At 63.2% G+C, this 16,226-nt stretch carries 13 protein-coding genes; 11 read left to right on the top strand and 2 right to left on the bottom strand.

Features of this window, described 5'->3' with window-relative positions:
• The first annotated feature begins 31 nt into the window (after positions 1-31).
• From FHX60_RS19395 to FHX60_RS19380, 4 genes are read left to right on the top strand one after another with little or no spacing between them, the layout of a single operon-like run.
• Positions 32-1,339 (top strand): TolC family protein, encoded by a 1,308-nt coding sequence (locus FHX60_RS19395; protein ID WP_183284272.1) that lies wholly within the window; start codon positions 32-34, stop codon positions 1,337-1,339.
• A complete protein-coding gene (locus FHX60_RS19390; RefSeq protein ID WP_183284271.1) occupies positions 1,336-2,880 on the top strand; it encodes an efflux RND transporter periplasmic adaptor subunit in 1,545 nt (514 codons plus the stop codon). Before FHX60_RS19395 ends, FHX60_RS19390 begins: the two co-directional genes overlap by 4 nt.
• A complete protein-coding gene (locus FHX60_RS19385; RefSeq protein ID WP_183284270.1) occupies positions 2,877-6,047 on the top strand; it encodes an efflux RND transporter permease subunit in 3,171 nt (1,056 codons plus the stop codon). The genes FHX60_RS19390 and FHX60_RS19385 overlap by 4 nt, the downstream gene beginning before the upstream one ends.
• Positions 6,044-6,406 (top strand): copper-binding protein, encoded by a 363-nt coding sequence (locus tag FHX60_RS19380; RefSeq protein ID WP_112774812.1) that lies wholly within the window; start codon positions 6,044-6,046, stop codon positions 6,404-6,406. Before FHX60_RS19385 ends, FHX60_RS19380 begins: the two co-directional genes overlap by 4 nt.
• A 122-nt stretch (positions 6,407-6,528) precedes the next feature.
• Here FHX60_RS19380 and FHX60_RS19375 read toward each other — a convergent pair whose 3' ends face one another.
• Complete coding sequence (locus FHX60_RS19375; RefSeq protein ID WP_183284269.1) at positions 6,529-6,975, bottom strand: MerR family transcriptional regulator; 447 nt, start codon at positions 6,973-6,975, stop codon at positions 6,529-6,531.
• Between the two features lie 169 nt (positions 6,976-7,144).
• Between FHX60_RS19375 and FHX60_RS19370 the strand changes: the two genes are divergently transcribed.
• From FHX60_RS19370 to FHX60_RS19360, 3 genes are all read left to right on the top strand, one after another.
• On the top strand, positions 7,145-7,975 hold the full coding sequence (locus FHX60_RS19370; RefSeq protein WP_183284268.1) for an alpha/beta fold hydrolase: 831 nt from the start codon (positions 7,145-7,147) through the stop codon (positions 7,973-7,975).
• 204 nt (positions 7,976-8,179) lie between these two features.
• Positions 8,180-9,415, top strand: coding sequence for an NADH:flavin oxidoreductase/NADH oxidase family protein (locus FHX60_RS19365; RefSeq protein ID WP_183284267.1), 1,236 nt, complete (start codon positions 8,180-8,182; stop codon positions 9,413-9,415).
• 45 nt (positions 9,416-9,460) lie between these two features.
• Entirely contained in the window at positions 9,461-10,447 is a 987-nt protein-coding gene (locus tag FHX60_RS19360; RefSeq protein WP_183284266.1) for an acetoacetate decarboxylase (ADC), read from the top strand.
• Positions 10,448-10,738: 291 nt separating this feature from the next.
• Here FHX60_RS19360 and FHX60_RS19355 read toward each other — a convergent pair whose 3' ends face one another.
• Complete coding sequence (locus FHX60_RS19355) at positions 10,739-11,455, bottom strand: TetR/AcrR family transcriptional regulator C-terminal domain-containing protein (RefSeq protein ID WP_183284265.1); 717 nt, start codon at positions 11,453-11,455, stop codon at positions 10,739-10,741.
• Positions 11,456-11,601: 146 nt separating this feature from the next.
• Between FHX60_RS19355 and FHX60_RS19350 the strand changes: the two genes are divergently transcribed.
• The 4 genes from FHX60_RS19350 (at position 11,602) to FHX60_RS19335 (ending at position 15,922) form a co-directional block, all read left to right on the top strand.
• Positions 11,602-12,387 (top strand): aldolase, encoded by a 786-nt coding sequence (locus FHX60_RS19350; RefSeq protein ID WP_112774807.1) that lies wholly within the window; start codon positions 11,602-11,604, stop codon positions 12,385-12,387.
• Between the two features lie 117 nt (positions 12,388-12,504).
• Positions 12,505-14,043, top strand: a complete 1,539-nt coding sequence (locus FHX60_RS19345; RefSeq protein WP_183284264.1) for an FAD-dependent monooxygenase — start codon at positions 12,505-12,507, stop codon at positions 14,041-14,043.
• Positions 14,043-15,518 (top strand): aldehyde dehydrogenase family protein, encoded by a 1,476-nt coding sequence (locus FHX60_RS19340; protein ID WP_260164161.1) that lies wholly within the window; start codon positions 14,043-14,045, stop codon positions 15,516-15,518. Before FHX60_RS19345 ends, FHX60_RS19340 begins: the two co-directional genes overlap by 1 nt.
• The gene (locus tag FHX60_RS19335) at positions 15,518-15,922 is read left to right on the top strand and encodes a RidA family protein (RefSeq protein ID WP_183284263.1); all 405 of its coding nucleotides are present in this window, start codon (positions 15,518-15,520) and stop codon (positions 15,920-15,922) included. Before FHX60_RS19340 ends, FHX60_RS19335 begins: the two co-directional genes overlap by 1 nt.
• Positions 15,923-16,226: the final 304 nt, after the last annotated feature.

The following is a 16,226-nucleotide window of genomic DNA, read 5'->3' as shown; positions in this document are numbered from 1 at the left end:
TCCAGGGTGGTCGTTGCTTTGCGGAGGCTTTATGCATTTGCGCTTATCCCCCCAGTGCGGGCGCCGGCTGGCGCTCGCCCTTACGCTGCTTGCCGTGATCCGTCCGGCATGGACGCAGCCCGCGCCGGCCCTTTCCTTGCAGGAAGCGCTCGCGCTCGCCACGTCGCGTTCGGCCGATGCCGAGACCTCGCGCTCGGCAGTAGAGTCGGCCATCGAGATGGCAGTGGCTGGCAGGCAGATGCCGGATCCGGTGCTGAAGGTCGGCGTCAACAACGTCCCGGCGAATGGCCCGGACCGGTTCTCGCTGGGCACGGATTCGATGACCATGAGGTCGATCAGCCTCATGCAGGAATTCACACGCCCGGCGAAGCGCCAGGCCCGCGCAGAGCGCTTCGAGGCCGAGGCGTCGTCGGCCGGGGCCCAACGTATGGTGGCGCTGGCCAACGTCCAGCGCGGCACCGCCACGGCGTGGCTGGAGCGCTGGTACGCTGAGCGCGCGCACGCGGTGCTTGCCGAACAGGCGCAATCGATCAAGCTGATGATCGATGCGGCACAGGCTGCCTACCGCGGCAACCGCGGCTCACGCGCCGAGATCCTGGCCGCCCAGATCGAATGGCAGCAACTGCAGGATCGCGAAGACGAAGCCCGCGCCGCGGTCGCCTCGTCCCGGGCGACGCTGCGTCGGTGGGTCGGCGAGGCTGCAGCGCTGCCGCTGGCCGAGCGCCCCGAATTCGATGCGCCGGCCTGGCTCGAGACCCTGGATGTTGCCGGGGCTACGCAATTGCCCGATGTCGTGGCCGCGCAGGCGCAAGCCGGCGTGGCCGAGGCCGAGAGCCGCGTCGCGCGCGCGAACAAGGTGCCGGATGTCAGCGTCGAGCTGATGTACAGCCAGCGCGGCCCCGCCTACTCGAACATGGTGTCGCTGAACGTCTCGCTGCCGGTGCCCTGGGACCAGGGCAACCGCCAGGACCGCGAACTGTCCGCCAGGGTGGCGCAGGCCGATGCCGCGCGGGCGCAGGCCGAATCGGTACGCCGTGGCCTGATCGGACAGCTGCGCGGCAAGCAGGCCGAACTGCAACTCGGCCAGACGCGCCTGGACCGCTATCGCAACACCACGTTGCCACTGGCGAAGGCACAAACCGAGGCGGCCCTGGCCGCCTATCGCACCGGTGCCGGCAGCCTGGCAGCCGTGGCGGACGCCAGCCGCAAGGCGCTCGAGCTGTCGCTCGAACGGCTCAGGCTGGAGGCTGCGACCGCCAGGCTCTGGGCCGAGCTCACGTTCCTGATGCCGTTGCCGACCGCCGCGCAAGCCATCCCGCCGCAAGGAGCCCGACCATGAAGCAGACCACGATTGCACGGACCCTGGTGGTTCTGCTCGTGCTGGCGAGCGCAGGTTCAGCCTACTATCTCGGCCATCAACAGGGGCGGCGGCAGATCACCGCGTCGGACACGCCGGCCAGCGGCACCGGTGGGGCGAACCTGAAGGCCGGCGATATCGATCCGGGCACAGGCAAGCGCATCCTCTACTGGCATGATCCGATGGTGCCGGGCCAGCGCTTCGACAAGCCCGGCAAGTCGCCCTTCATGGATATGCCCTTGTCGCCCGTGTACGAGGAAGCCGGCGGCGGCGCAACCGTGACGGTTGACAGCCGCGTGGCGCAGAACCTTGGCGTCCGCACGGCGGAGGTGAAGGCGGGCCGGCTGGCCTCCGCATTCGAAGTCCCGGGCAATGTTGCGATCAACGAGCGCGGCATCGCAGTGCTGCAGGCCCGTACCAGCGGGTTCGTCGAGCACGCGTATGCCAGGACCACGCTGGATCCGGTTCGCAAGGGCCAGCCGCTGGCGCAGATCTACTCGCCGGAATGGGTCACCGCGCAAGAGGAATACCTGGCGGTGGTCCGCACCGGCGCGAGCCTGCAGGGCGATTTGCGCGAGGCCGCGATCGCCCGCATGCGGCAGGCCGGCATGACCGACAGCCACATCCGCCTGGTGCAGGACACCGGCAAACTGCAGCCGCGGCTTGTCATCACCAGTCCCGTGGACGGGATCGTCACCGAGATCGGTGCGCGCGACGGCATGACGGTCTCGCCCGGCACGACACTCTTTCGGCTTGCCAGCCTGGCGACGGTATGGATACTGGCCGAAGTGCCGGAGACCCATGTCGCACGGCTACGGCAGGGACAGGCGGTGTCAGCGGTCGCGGCCGCGCTGCCGGGACAAACGCTGAGCGGCAGGGTCGACGCCATCCTGCCGGACATCAACTCCGGCACCCGTACGGTCAGAGTGCGGATCGAACTGCAGAACAAGGGCCGCCAGTTGATGCCGGGCATGTTCGTGACTGCCCGCTTCGATGCCGCGCCTGGCCCGGACCGGTTGCTGGTCCCGACCGAGTCGCTGATCCGCACCGGAACGCGCACCCTCGTCATGGTGGAAACCGGCCCCGGTGGGTTCCGACCGGTCGAGGTCAGCACCGGCGCCACCTCGGGCGGCCAGACCGAAGTGACCGAAGGCCTCGAGGCCGGACAGAAGGTCGTGGTCTCCGGCCAGTTCCTGCTCGATTCCGAAGCCAGCCTGCGCGGCACCGCACAGCGCATGGCCGCGGCGCCGGCCGCGCCGGCGGCCGCCGCCGCCGGGCCCGAGCACGAAGGCAGCGGACGCGTGGAGGCGGTCAGCGCGGAAAGCATGACGATTTCCCACGAGCCGATCCCGTCCGCCAATTGGGGCGCCATGACCATGGACTTTGCCGCACCCCCTTCCGGCATGCCGCAAGGATTCACGCCTGGCGACCGTATCCGCTTCCGCTTCCACCTGGACCGCGACGGTGCGGCAACACTGTCATCGGTGGAACGCGCAGCCCCTGCAGCGGGAGCCAGGCCATGATCGCGCGGCTTATCCTGGCTTCGATCCGCAACCGCTTTCTGGTGCTGCTGGCCACGGTCATGCTGACCGCGTGGGGCTTGTGGGCCGCGCACAGCACGCCGCTCGACGCGCTTCCGGACCTGTCCGACGTGCAGGTGATCATCCGCACGCCGTTTCCCGGCCAGGCCCCGCAGATCGTCGAAAACCAGGTCACCTACCCCCTGACCACGACGATGCTGTCCGTGCCCGGTGCCAGGACCGTGCGCGGCTATTCGTTCTTCGGTGACTCCTATGTCTATGTGTTGTTCGAGGACGGCACCGATCTCTACTGGGCGCGCTCGCGCGTGCTGGAATACCTGAACCAGGTGCAGTCGCGCCTGCCCGCCGCGGCCAGCCCCGCGCTTGGCCCGGATGCGACCGGCGTAGGCTGGATCTACGAGTACGCCCTGGTCGACAGGACCGGCCAGCACGATCTTGGCCAGTTGCGCGCATTGCAGGACTGGTTCCTGCGCTTCGAGCTCAAGTCGCTGCCCAATGTGGCCGAAGTCGCGTCGCTGGGCGGCATGGTCAGGCAGTACCAGGTTGTGCTGATGCCGGACCGGCTGCGTGCCTATAACCTGTCGCAGGGCAAGGTGCTGGCGGCGCTCAGGGGCGCGAACCGGGAAACCGGGGGCTCGGTGCTGGAACTGGGCGAAGCCGAGTACATGGTACGCGCCAGTGGCTACCTGAAGACGCTTGACGACTTCCGCCAGATTCCGCTGGCCACCAGCGATACCGGCATCCCGGTACGTCTGGGAGACGTTGCCACCATTCAGCTGGGCCCGGAAATGCGGCGCGGCATCGCGGAACTCGACGGCCAGGGTGAAGTCGCGGGCGGCATCATTGTGATGCGCTCCGGCAAGAATGCGCTGGAGACCATCGACGCGGTCAAGGCCAGGCTCGCCACCTTGCAGGCGAGCCTGCCCAAGGGCGTGGAGGTGGTGACGACCTATGACCGCTCAGCGCTGATCAAGCGCGCCGTGGATAACCTGACAGCCAAGCTCATCGAGGAATTCATCGTGGTGGCGCTGGTATGCCTGGTGTTCCTGTTCCACTTGCGGTCGGCGCTGGTTGCCATCGTCTCGCTGCCGCTCGGCGTGCTGGCAGCGTTTCTGGTGATGCGCTACCAGGGCGTGAACGCCAACATCATGTCCCTTGGCGGTATCGCCATCGCCATTGGCGCCATGGTCGATGCGGCGGTGGTGATGATCGAGAACGCCCACAAGCACCTGGAACGCTGGCACGCCGACCATCCCGGACGGCAACTGACCACGCAGCAGCGATGGCGCGTCACAGGCGAGTCGGCGGCGGAGGTGGGCCCGGCCCTGTTCTTCTCGCTGCTGATCATCACGCTCTCGTTCATTCCCGTTTTCACGCTGGAGGCGCAGGAGGGGCGGCTGTTCTCGCCGCTGGCGTTCACCAAGACCTATTCCATGGCGGCTGCCGCCGGCCTGTCGGTCACGCTGGTACCCGTCCTGATGGGGTACATGATTCGCGGCAGGATTCCGTCGGAACAGGCCAATCCGCTCAGCCGGTGGCTGATCCGAGGCTACCAGCCCTTGCTTGCCAGAGTGCTCTCGTATCCCGGGACCACCATTGCGGTCGCGGTACTGCTGCTGGCGGCAACCGCCTGGCCCATCATGCGCATCGGCGGGGAGTTCATGCCGCCGCTCGATGAAGGAGACTTGCTGTACATGCCATCGGCGCTGCCGGGCCTCTCCGCCGGCAAGGCGGCGCAGCTGTTGCAGCAGACCGATCGGCTCATCAAGACCGTGCCCGAGGTGGCGACAGTCTTCGGCAAGGCCGGCCGCGCCGATACCGCCACCGACCCGGCGCCCATCGAGATGTTCGAGACCACCATCCAGTTCAAGCCCCGGGACCAGTGGCGGGCAGGCATGACGACCGACAAGCTGGTGGAGGAACTGGATCGCGTGGTCAGGGTGCCTGGCTTGTCGAACGTCTGGGTCCCGCCGATACGCAACCGCATCGACATGCTCGCCACGGGGATCAAGAGCCCGGTCGGCATCAAGGTGGCCGGCACGGACCTGAAAGAGATCGACAGGCTCGCCACCAGGATAGAAGAGGCGGTCAAGACAGTACCGGGAGTCACGTCGGCGCTTGCCGAACGTCTCACCGGCGGCCGCTATATCGATGTGGATATCGACCGTGGCGCCGCCGGCCGGTACGGCCTCAACATCGAGGACGTGCAAAGTATCGTGTCATCGGCGATCGGGGGCGAGAATGTCGGTGAAGTGGTCGACGGACTGGCGCGCTTTCCGATCAACGTCCGCTATCCGCGCGACTATCGCGATTCCATCGAGCAATTGCGTGCCCTGCCTATCGTCACCGACAAGGGACTGCAGGTCACGCTTGCGGACGTGGCGCGCATCGAGGTCGTGCAAGGCCCGCCGATGCTGCGCAGCGAGAATGCGCGCTTGTCCGGCTGGATCTATGTCGACATTCGCGGACGTGATCTCCGTTCAGTCGTGCGCGAGATGCAGGCCGTGGTGGCAAAGGCGGTGCCGATGACCGCGGGGTATTCGCTGAGCTGGTCCGGTCAGTTCGAGTACCTGGAACGGGCATCGGCCAGGCTCAAGCTGGTGGTGCCATTCACGCTGCTGATCATCTTTGTGCTGCTCTACATGATATTCGGCCGCCTGGATGAGGCGCTGCTGATCATGGGCACGCTGCCGCTTTCGCTGATCGGCGGCTTCTGGCTGCTCTATCTGCTGGGCTACAACCTCTCCGTGGCTGGCGTCGTCGGTTTTATCGCGCTGGCCGGCGTGGCGGCGGAGTTCGGTGTCATCATGCTGCTCTATCTGAAACAAGCCTGGAGCGAACGCGAAAAACGTGGCGAAACCACGCAGTCGGCACTTCTCGACGCGATCCAGGAGGGGGCAGTGCAGCGCGTGCGCCCCAAGGCAATGACGGTCGCGGTCATTCTCGGCGGCCTGGTTCCCATCATGTGGTCGCATGGCACCGGCTCGGAAGTGATGCAGCGCATTGCCGCGCCGATGGTCGGCGGCATGGTGACCGCCCCATTGCTGTCCCTGTTTGTCGTGCCGGCGGTGTATTGGCTGTTACGCCGTCGTCAGACCCGAGTTCCCCCAGTCCCTACCCACCCTTCACTTCAGGACGAATCGCAATGAAACCCGGCAAGACTCTCGCACTCGCGCTCGCCATCGTCGCCGCCTCCACCGCTTCCACTGCATTCGCAGCGGGATCCATGGACGGCCATCCTATGCATGGCATGGACAACAAGGCAGCCGCCGCGTCGAAGCAGGCCGCTGAACCTGTGCCAGCCGAGATCAAGAAGATCGATGCGTCGACCGGCAAGGTCACGCTCAAGCACGGCCCCATCGCGAACCTTGGCATGTCAGCCATGACCATGGCGTTCCCGGTCAGGGACCGCGCCTCGCTGAAGAACTTCAAGGAAGGCGACTCGGTTTCCGTCACCTTCGACAAGGTCGACGGCAAGCCGACCGTCATCGACATGCAGCGCAAGTGAGTGGACTCGGCCGCCTGTCGCCGTTTCTGGCGGCGGCAGGCCAGCTTGAGCGGCCCGTGCAAAACCTCCGGCGCGCCAGCGGTGCCTGTACCGAGGCCGCCACGGGCAGCAACTGTCGCAAATTACCTTGCGGCGGAGCGGCGGCGCTTGCCGGTTGCGACCGCCCCGTCCTCGCGGAGGCGGTCCAGCACCCACTGAGCCTTGTCTGAGCAACCCAGGTCTGCCGGCCGGTTTTCGATATTCCTGATGGCGGCGAGCAGATGGGCCCGGTTCTGCTTCAGGCGTTTTTGCATCTCCTCGATCTCGGCGACCTTCCGCTTGAGGGCATCCAGCAGTTCATCATGCTGCCAGTCCCCCGAACCGAGCGGCAACAGATGACGGATCTGGTCGAGCGAGAAGCCCGCCTCCTGGGCGCTGGCAATAATCTCCAAAATCCACACCGCCTCCGCAGAGTAGTCGCGATAGCCGTTTGCCGTGCGCTCGACGGCTGTGATCAGGCCGGCCGCCTCGTAGAAGCGGATGCGGGAAGCCGTCAGGCCACTGAGCTTTGCCAGTTCTCCGATTCTCATACACAAAAAAAGTTGACCTTGAGGTGAGCTTCAATCCTACAGTGAATGTCGGCCAGGGCGCAGCCCGTGGATTCCCGTCCGCGGGCACCGCCCGACAACGGCATGCCAGTGCCGGGCCGGCGGATTCTTCAATGGCAGTCTTCATTGGCACCACATAGGAGAAGCGAACATGGGATACGTAACCACAAAGGATGGCGTTGACATCTTCTACAAGGACTGGGGACCACGCGATGCGCAGGTGATCTTCTTTCATCACGGCTGGCCGCTCAGCGCTGACGACTGGGACGCCCAGATGCTCTTCTTCCTGGCGCAGGGCTTTCGGGTCGTGGCCCATGACCGCCGCGGCCATGGACGGTCCAGCCAGGTCTGGGACGGCCATGACATGGACCACTACGCGGATGATGTGGCGGCGGTGGTCAGCCATCTCGGCGTGGAGAAGGCCGTCCACGTTGGCCATTCCACGGGCGGCGGCGAGGTCATCCACTACGTCGCCCGCCATGGGGAGGATCATGTCGCCAAGGCCGTGCTCATCAGCGCTGTTCCGCCGTTGATGGTCAAGACGGAAAGCAACCCGGGCGGCCTGCCCAAGGATGTCTTCGACGATTTCCAGGCCCAACTCGCGGCCAATCGCGCGCAGTTCTACTACGACATAGCCGCCGGCCCGTTCTACGGCTACAACCGGCCCGACGCGAAACCGTCGCAGGGTGTCATCTGGAACTGGTGGCGGCAGGGCATGATGGGCAGCGCCAAGGCGCATTACGACGGTATCGTGGCCTTCTCGCAGACCGACTTTACCGAGGACCTGAAGCGCGCCACGATTCCCGTGCTGGTGATGCATGGCGATGACGACCAGGTCGTTCCCTACGCTGACTCGGCACCGCTCTCGGCGAAGCTGCTCAAGCACGGCACCCTGAAGACCTATCCGGGCTTTCCGCACGGAATGACGACCTCCAACGCCGATACGATCAATGCCGATCTGCTGGCGTTTGTGCGCAGCTAGCCGCTCCGCCAGCATCCGCCAGCCTTCCTCGTCACCATTCGCCACGCGCGATTCCGCTGCGCGGAAGTGAAGCTGTTCAGTACGGCCCGCCCATTCGAGGCGGGCCGTTTGCATTTTGCGAACAGCCGGCGCAGCAAAAAAATACCTTGACCTTAAAGTTAACTTCAATCTTACAGTCGATTCACGATCCAACGGGGTGACCTCATGAACGTGTTCGACAAACTGATTCTGCGCAACGGTTCAATCGTTCCAAACCGCATCGCCAAGGCTGCCATGGAAGAGAACCTGGCGGATGAAGACCACGCGCCATCCGAAGCACTGATACGCCTGTACAGCGCCTGGGCGGCGGGCGGCGCAGGCCTGCTGATCACTGGCAACGTGATGGTCGACGGCCGTGCCATGACGGGCCCCGGCGGCGTGGTGCTGGAGAACACCCGGCATCTGGACCGGTTCCGGCGCTGGGCGCAGGCCGGCCGGGCCAACGGCGCGCAGCTGTGGCTGCAGATCAACCACCCCGGTCGCCAGATGCCGGCCAGCCTGGGGCAGCCCACCTGGGCGCCCTCTGCGGTGCCATTGCAGCTGGGCAAACTGTCCAGGCACTTCAGCGCGCCAAAGGCGATGACGCACGACGTCATCGAAGACGTTATCCGCCGCTTTGCCCGTACCGCTCAACTCGGCGAGCAGGCAGGCTTCACCGGCGTCGAAATTCACGCGGCACACGGCTATCTGCTGAGCCAGTTTCTCTCGCCCTTGACCAACCATCGAAGGGACCAGTGGGGCGGCTCGCTGGAACACCGCGCCCGCCTGCTCATCGAGATCGTCAAGGCCATACGCGCCGTGGTTTCGCCGGGATTCGCGGTTGCCGTCAAGCTGAATTCCGCCGACTTCCAGCGGGGCGGCTTCAGCGCCGACGATGCCCGCCAGGTCGTGAAACTGCTCAACACGCTGGACGTCGACCTGGTCGAACTGTCCGGAGGAAGCTATGAGGCCCCGGCCATGCAGGGCGACGCCCGCGACGGCAGCACCCTCGCCCGCGAGGCCTACTTTGTCGAGTTCGCCCGGGACATCCGCGCGGTGGCGAAGATGCCAGTGATGGTCACGGGCGGCATCCGCCGCTGGCCGGTAGCCCAGGCAGTGGTCCAGAGCGGCGTGGACATGGTTGGCATCGGCACCGCCCTGGCGATCGATCCCGATCTGCCGCGCGCCTGGCGTGCCGGCAAGGACAGCGCGCCGACGTTACGGCCAATCGACTGGACCAACAAGCCGCTGGCCTCGCTGGCCAACATGGCGACAGTCAAGTTTCAACTGCGCAAGCTCAGCCGCGGCAAGGCCACCAATCCGAAGGTGTCACCGCTGTGCGCACTGATCCTGCAGCAGGCGTCCGACGCATGCCGCGTCCGTCAGTATCGGCGCTGGATCGCCCAGCGCCGCAGCGGCTGATAGCAGGCCTTCGCCTTTCTCGACTCAACCACTCGATCCATTCCTATGAAGATCAGCAAACTTGCGGCTGCAGCCGGGGTACTCCTGAGTACCCTCCTGAGTGCTGCGTGGGCAGATGACACATCCGCCAACCAGCAAGACGGCAGCACGACCATCAGTATCGCTGGCCACAAGGTCCCTGTTGTCAAAGGCGGATTGTATGACCGCTACCGGTCCAATCCTCCCCTTTCCGTCATTGAGGCGGAAGCGCCAGGCGTCGACCTGAGCTGGTTCAAAAACCTCAGCAAAGACAAGGTAGATATTGGCTTCGAATCCTATTCGCCAAACTTCTACTACCAGAACAGCAGGGTGACAGCCATCTTCACCGCCGACCTGGACAGGCTGCGGGAATTGATGCCAGCCGAGGTATTGGCAAAGGTTCAACCGCTGCAGGTCTGGCCCGGCAGGGGCCTGGTCGCACTCACCGCCTACGCCTATCACTATTGCGACAACGACAGCTACAACGAGATCGGCTTGTCGGTCGTCACCAACCGGCCAGGCAGTTCCAACCTTGGACCGCTCAGCCTGATAGGCCAGGCGATGTCGGACGACTTCTGGGGCTACGTACTGAAGCTGCCGGTCAATACGGAGCTGGCCAGGGTACGAGGTGTGGTCGGCTACAACCTGCCAAAATGGCTGACCGGCATCAGTTACCGCGAAACCGACAAGTCGGTCGTCGTCCAGATCCTGGATAGCGAGACGGGCACGGTCGATGTCACCCTCGAAACCAGAAAGCTGGGCGACCTTTCCAGCAATATTTCCATGGTGACCAACAGCTTTACCAACGTCGACCAGCGTGGGCAACTGACCACTGGCTATGCCATTTCCCGCCAGCTCAGCCATGCCTCCAGCACAAGTGCGCAAGCCGTCAGCCTTGGCCTGACGGAAGGTACGCTTTCAACGTTCATCAAGTCACTGAAGCTCGGCAAGATGCTCAAGTACGAGTACGTGCCCCAATTCCAGAGCGCACTGTACTCGCCCAGGCCGCTTTGATGGTTTTGCGCGGCCGGCGGCGCGGTGCTGGCTGTGGCGTACATGGCATTCCCTTCCATCGTCACGTGGCCAGGCAGTGTGCAGGCTTCGGTTTCGTGCCGGCGCAATGGGATGACTGATGGATGGCCGACGACCACCAGCGTCGCATGGACCCGGAGCCACGGCAGGTTCTCCGCCCGCACGGCGGAGAACCTGAGGCGCCGCCGCTAGTGGACCGACCCCGGCTGCAGTTCGACCTTGATCCAGCCGGGCTGGCGCTGGCCTGATCACCCAGTCCCGGCCAGACATCAATTACCCGCGTCGTTCAGGGCGTCTTCTTGCCGCACCGGCCACGCCCTTTCCTGCATTCAGCAATGGAGCGGCTTTCCTCGCAGTCTCGCTGGCCTGCTGCTTGACACCAGCGATGATCAGTTCCAGCCCCGTACTGAACCGCGCATCGAAATCGGTAGAAAAGATGGACTCCTGAGCAGCCCAATTCCTCGGATAGCTGCGCTTCGCCAACTCCTCGAAGGCAGTCTTGCGTGAAGTGACATCGAACGCGCTGTGGGGTCCGAGTGCCTGTTCTTCCATCACAAAACCCAGGATGTAGTAGAGAACGCTGAAGGAATACGTCGATGCACAGGACACATCGACGCCGGCCAACGCGAATGCTTCCAGCATCGCCTCGCTAATGCGCAGCACGTTGTCCGACACTACATAAGTGCCGGCAAAAACACGGGCACCATCACGGTGCTGCAATAGCGCCTGCCGCAGCTCCGCGGCAATTTGCCTGAGCCGGCTGTCCCATGGCTGATCCGGGCTCTGGGGCAGGACAACATTCATGACGAGCGCATCCGCTACGGCATCAATAAGTTCTTGCTTCCCGCTGAAATGCCAATAGAGCGAAGGTGCCTGTATGTCGAGTGCCAGCGCCAGCTTGCGCAGCGTCAATCCATCAAGACCCTCCTGATCCAAAAGGTCTAACGCAGCCTGAATGACCTGATCACGTCGAATTTTTGGGGTTTTCATTCACATCTGTGTTTGCAAACTAACACCGTTAGTGTACCATCGATCGTGATTGCCTAACACCGTTAGGTTTCATCCCCCTGATTCACGCCGTCCATACGAACGCCCCGCTGAGCGGGAGATGACAGGACAACCAAAGGAGGCAACAGATGAAACATGAGGACCGGAAGAGCTTCACGGATGATCAGGTCAGACGGTTGGCCAGCGGCCTTCAACTCGGCGCTTGGACGGAAGAGGAGAAAATCGCGCTCGCATGTCGCATGCTGGCGCTCGAAGGACACTCACGCTCGCTCGCGGGGCAAATTACGGTGAGAAGTGCCGACGGCACGTTCCTGACAACACCATTGGCGGTGGGTTTCGACGAGGTCGACGCCGACCAGATCATTCGCATCGACGAATCGATCAACGTCATCCAAGGCAGGGGCGCTGCCAATCCAGCGATCCGGTTTCACCTTTGGATATACCGCGAGCGTCCCGACGTCAATTGCATCATCCATACACATCCGCCATACGTATCGGCCCTGTCCATGACCGGGATGCGCTTGCGTGTGGCCCACATGGATGCAACGCCGTTTGCCGATGACTGCGGCTTCCTCGCTGAATGGCCTGGACTTCCAATCGCCGACAGCGAAGGAAAGATCATTGCCACAGCACTCGGCCAAAATCGAAGCGTGCTGCTCGCCCATCACGGCTTTCTCTGCGCCACCGGGTCCATAGAGGAGTCGGCTTATTTGTCGATGCTGATCGAGAACGCTGCACAGCTCCAGCTGATTGCTGAGTCGACCGGTTCCGTTGCCGAACTCGATCCTGACCTTGCACGGGAATCCCATGACTTTCTGCTACGCCCGGAAATCGTCCAGGCGAGCTTTGCAATGTTCGCCCGACGGGCAGTCCGCGCCAGTTTGCCAACGCCATGGGGTAGCCGTACTTCCTGAATATTCGTGATCCGAGACTGACGGAACCGATTTCCCGGTCTGCAACACGTCGGCAATCGCCACGCGCAACGACCTTCGATCCAAGAACCAATTTCTTCGAGAACAAAAAGGATGGTTATGAAATATCAAGTCGTCATTTCCGGTGCTGGTCCGGTAGGGTGCTGGCTCGCGGGAGAATTGCAACTCGCAGGAGTCTCGACCCTGGTTCTGGAACAAAGCGAATCGATTGATCCACAGTCGCGAGCTTTGACGGTACATCCACGCACTATCGAGACCTTCGCATCGCGAGGCGTCGAAAAGGCGTTTCTCGATGAGGGTGTGGCAATCCCTGCCGGGCATTTCGGACTTCTGGACTATCGGCTCAACTTCCGTCCGCTTGAGTCGCCGTATCCCTTTACCCTCGCCATTCTTCAGGCGCGGACAACCGAGTTGTTGCAACAGCGCGCACGCAATCTCGGCGCCGAGATCCGACGCGGGCACAAAGTCCAGTCATTTACGGAAACCGACTCCACGGTCACCGTCGCGGTGCAAGGTCCAAGTGGGCCGTATTCGGTGGACACCGAGTACCTTGTCGGCTGCGATGGCGTGCGAAGCACGGTACGGAACTGCGCCGGCATTCCCTTCCCCGGCACCGATGCCACCGTCTACGGATGGTTGGGTGACGTCATCCTGGACTCCCCACCCGACGACATTGCCCTCAACAAATGGACGTCCGCTGGCGCGATTGCGGTAGTCAAGCTCCCGGGGGAGCGTCATCGGCTAGTCGGTATTTCACCCGATGACGTCCGAACGGATCGTCCCGGAGAGTTCACGCTCGATGAACTGCGGGCAAAAACTGTCGCCATCATGGGGACTGACTATGGCATGCACAGTCCTTCGTGGCTGTCGCGTTATAGCAATACCGCCCGGCAGGCAGAGGCTTACCGGAAGGGACGCATCCTGCTCGCCGGCGACGCTGCGCACCAGCATATGCCGGCCGGCGGCGTCGGCCTTAACGTCGGCATCCAGGACGCCATGAACCTTGGCTGGAAGCTGGCAGCAACCATCAATGGCTGGGCGCCGGCGGGACTGCTCGACAGCTACCACGCCGAACGCCATCCGGTCGGCCAGAACCTCCTTGAGCACACTCAGGCGCAGACGCTTCTGATGAGCGTATTCACCAATGAATGCCGGGATCTGCGTTCATTGCTGCAAAAGTTGATCCAGGAGAACCCGGCGCTCGAGATAAGCCTGGTCAAGCGGCTGACTGGCCTGTCGGTTGTCTACCCTTCCGCCGATCCCGCACATGCTCTGGTCGGACAGCGTGTTCCAAACCTGATGTTCCAGCATTCAAGCGAAGGCATCTTCCAGAAGCTTCACAACGGGCGCCATGTCATGCTTGATCTGAGAGCCAATACGGCGTTGTCCAGCCCACTAAGCGGCGATGACCTTGGTCCTCACAGCAGCTCCTTGGTGGACATGCATGTTACGGCGTTGACACCCTGTGCACCCGCTCCCTGGTCCTGTCTTACCGCCATGCTGGTGCGTCCGGATGGCTATCTTGCCTGGGCGAGCGAGGACCACGATACCGCGGCGCTGAAAGCCGAGTTAGCCAAGGTAGGCAGCGCAACGTTTGCCCCGGCCTTGGCAGCCTCGATCACAGCGGAGGTCCACTGATGAACTCGGACTCCGCGCAACCGCGCAAGACCAACGACGGCTCAACGGTCTTGCCCGACTGTATGCTGATTGACGGCGTCCTGGTTAAAGGCGCCGCCACCATGGACGTAGTCAATCCAGCCACTGGAAGGATCTTCGGTGTCGCGCCGCGCGCATCCGCCAACCAGGTTGAGCAGGCCATAGCGAGCGCAAAATCAGCGCTGGCGAAGTGGTCGCGCAGCGATCTGACGCACCGGCGCAGTGTGCTGCGGGACATTGCCGAGGTCGTCGATGCGAATGCCAGCCAGCTTGCATGCATGCTCACGCAGGAACAGGGCAAACCCATTGCCGATGCGATGACGGAAGTCCAGGGCACAGCCGCGTTCTTTCGGTACGTCGCCGCCGCCGAACTGGGGCCGATTTCCCTCGAACACAGTGAGGTCCGCCAGGTCGAGCTGCATCGACGTCCGCTGGGTGTGGTCGCGGTGATCGTGCCTTGGAATTTCCCGTTGCTGCTGATGGCCTTCAAGGTTCCTGGCGCGCTCCTGACGGGTAACACCGTCGTGATCAAGCCCGCCGCGACGACCCCGCTGACGACACTGATTTTCGCCCGGCTGGTTGCCTCCATCGTTCCGGCCGGCGTTCTCAATGTCATAACAGACAGGAACGATCTCGGCAGCATTCTGACCTCGCATCCGGATGTCGCAAAGGTGTCGTTTACCGGGTCCACGGCAACCGGGTACTCGGTGATGGCCAATGCGGCGAAGACGCTGAAGCGTGTCACCCTCGAGCTAGGCGGAAACGACCCGGCCATTGTGCTTGATGACGCCGTTCCTGCGGACATCGCACCGGGCATCTTCCGTGCCGCCTTCTTCAATGCAGGTCAGGCGTGCATTGCCATCAAACGCCTGTACGTCCACGCATCCATCTACGACGAACTTTGCGCTGAGCTGGCCAGGCTTGCCACAGGCGTCACTGTTGGCGACGGCTTGGACAGCCGGACGACCATGGGGCCGCTCCAGAACCGTGTCCAGTATGAAAAAGTCAAGGCCATTCTGGCGGACGCCGCAACGAAGGGGCGGATCGTAACCGGCGGTCAAATTGATGATGGCAAAGGCTACTTCATCCGTCCGACCATTGTCGCTGACATCGAGGAAGGCGCCCGGTTGGTCGACGAGGAGCAGTTTGGCCCGGTGCTTCCGCTCATTCGTTATACCGATCTCGACGATGCCATTCGGCGCGCAAATGCCAGCGAATACGGTCTCGGTGCGTCGGTGTGGTCCTCGGATGTGAGCCAAGCCCGAGATGTAGCGGAACGACTGGTATGCGGCAGCGTCTGGATCAATCAGCATCTTGATCTGGCACCGCATATTCCTCAGGCGGGCGCAAAGCAGTCTGGATTCGGCGTCGAACTTGGCGGCGAAGGCCTTCTGGAGTTCACCCAGATTCAAGTCGTCAACATCCGAGGCGACAAGGTACAAGAGGAGCTGCGTTGATGGGAAACAGTGTACGCAGGATTAACCCAAAGGGGCTTCCGAAACTAGAGAACGTGATCTCCCACGCGATCATCGTGGAGCCGGCGGGCTTGATCTATACCTCAGGCCAGCTTTCATGGGAGGAGAGCGGTGCCTTGATCGAAGGAACGATGATCGAGCAGTTTCGCCGGGCCTATGCCAACATAGATCTCGTACTTCAGGCCGCAGGATCTTCGCGGGAAAAGATCGTGAACGAAGTGATCTACCTGGTCGACTATTCGCCTGATAGCGCGGGCGAACTGGTTTCAGCTCTCGCATCGGAACGGCCCCCAGGGGCGGTTCCGCCCACGAGTACCGTCGTTGGGGTCCAAACGCTTTTCGCGCCTGGTTTCCTTGTCGAGGTGCAAGTCGTTGCAACGACCTGAGCCGGTCCCGCCCGCGGGGGTCTCGCGGGCAACGGAAAGGCGTCGGTCGGCGTCGACGGTACACATTGATATAGGGCAGCACGGCAACAAGCACCGAGTGACGGCAACACTAGCCGGAAACGGCGTACGGACTCCGCGATCGCACTCGAAGACGTCGTCACCTTAGAGCTTCCTATCGTTGCAAGGTCAAGGGCAACGGGCAGTACTCGTCTCCTTGTAGCCGCGATCGACCGCATGCCGTCGCTTCCGGTGGCCGCAAGCTTGGCCGAGTGCCCGCTGCGCGCCCATCGGTGTGCTCAGACTT

It is taken from the genome of Cupriavidus alkaliphilus (assembly GCF_014191175.1).
Lineage (GTDB): Bacteria > Pseudomonadota > Gammaproteobacteria > Burkholderiales > Burkholderiaceae > Cupriavidus > Cupriavidus alkaliphilus.
The sequence above is the reverse complement of the archived record's forward strand: the minus strand, read 5'-3'. Positions and strand labels throughout refer to the sequence as shown.

Bases quoted from the DNA above. Each gene is read 5' to 3' on its own strand.
- FHX60_RS19370 (WP_183284268.1), top strand. From the start codon at position 7,145: ATGGGATACGTAACCACAAAGGATGGCGTTGACATCTTCTACAAGGAC.
- FHX60_RS19345 (WP_183284264.1), top strand. From the start codon at position 12,505: ATGAAATATCAAGTCGTCATTTCCGGTGCTGGTCCGGTAGGGTGCTGG.
- FHX60_RS19365 (WP_183284267.1), top strand. From the start codon at position 8,180: ATGAACGTGTTCGACAAACTGATTCTGCGCAACGGTTCAATCGTTCCA.
- FHX60_RS19360 (WP_183284266.1), top strand. From the start codon at position 9,461: ATGAAGATCAGCAAACTTGCGGCTGCAGCCGGGGTACTCCTGAGTACC.
- FHX60_RS19375 (WP_183284269.1), bottom strand. From the start codon at position 6,975: ATGAGAATCGGAGAACTGGCAAAGCTCAGTGGCCTGACGGCTTCCCGC.
- FHX60_RS19380 (WP_112774812.1), top strand. From the start codon at position 6,044: ATGAAACCCGGCAAGACTCTCGCACTCGCGCTCGCCATCGTCGCCGCC.
- FHX60_RS19395 (WP_183284272.1), top strand. From the start codon at position 32: ATGCATTTGCGCTTATCCCCCCAGTGCGGGCGCCGGCTGGCGCTCGCC.
- FHX60_RS19390 (WP_183284271.1), top strand. From the start codon at position 1,336: ATGAAGCAGACCACGATTGCACGGACCCTGGTGGTTCTGCTCGTGCTG.
- FHX60_RS19335 (WP_183284263.1), top strand. From the start codon at position 15,518: ATGGGAAACAGTGTACGCAGGATTAACCCAAAGGGGCTTCCGAAACTA.
- FHX60_RS19385 (WP_183284270.1), top strand. From the start codon at position 2,877: ATGATCGCGCGGCTTATCCTGGCTTCGATCCGCAACCGCTTTCTGGTG.
- FHX60_RS19340 (WP_260164161.1), top strand. From the start codon at position 14,043: ATGAACTCGGACTCCGCGCAACCGCGCAAGACCAACGACGGCTCAACG.
- FHX60_RS19350 (WP_112774807.1), top strand. From the start codon at position 11,602: ATGAAACATGAGGACCGGAAGAGCTTCACGGATGATCAGGTCAGACGG.
- FHX60_RS19355 (WP_183284265.1), bottom strand. From the start codon at position 11,455: ATGAAAACCCCAAAAATTCGACGTGATCAGGTCATTCAGGCTGCGTTA.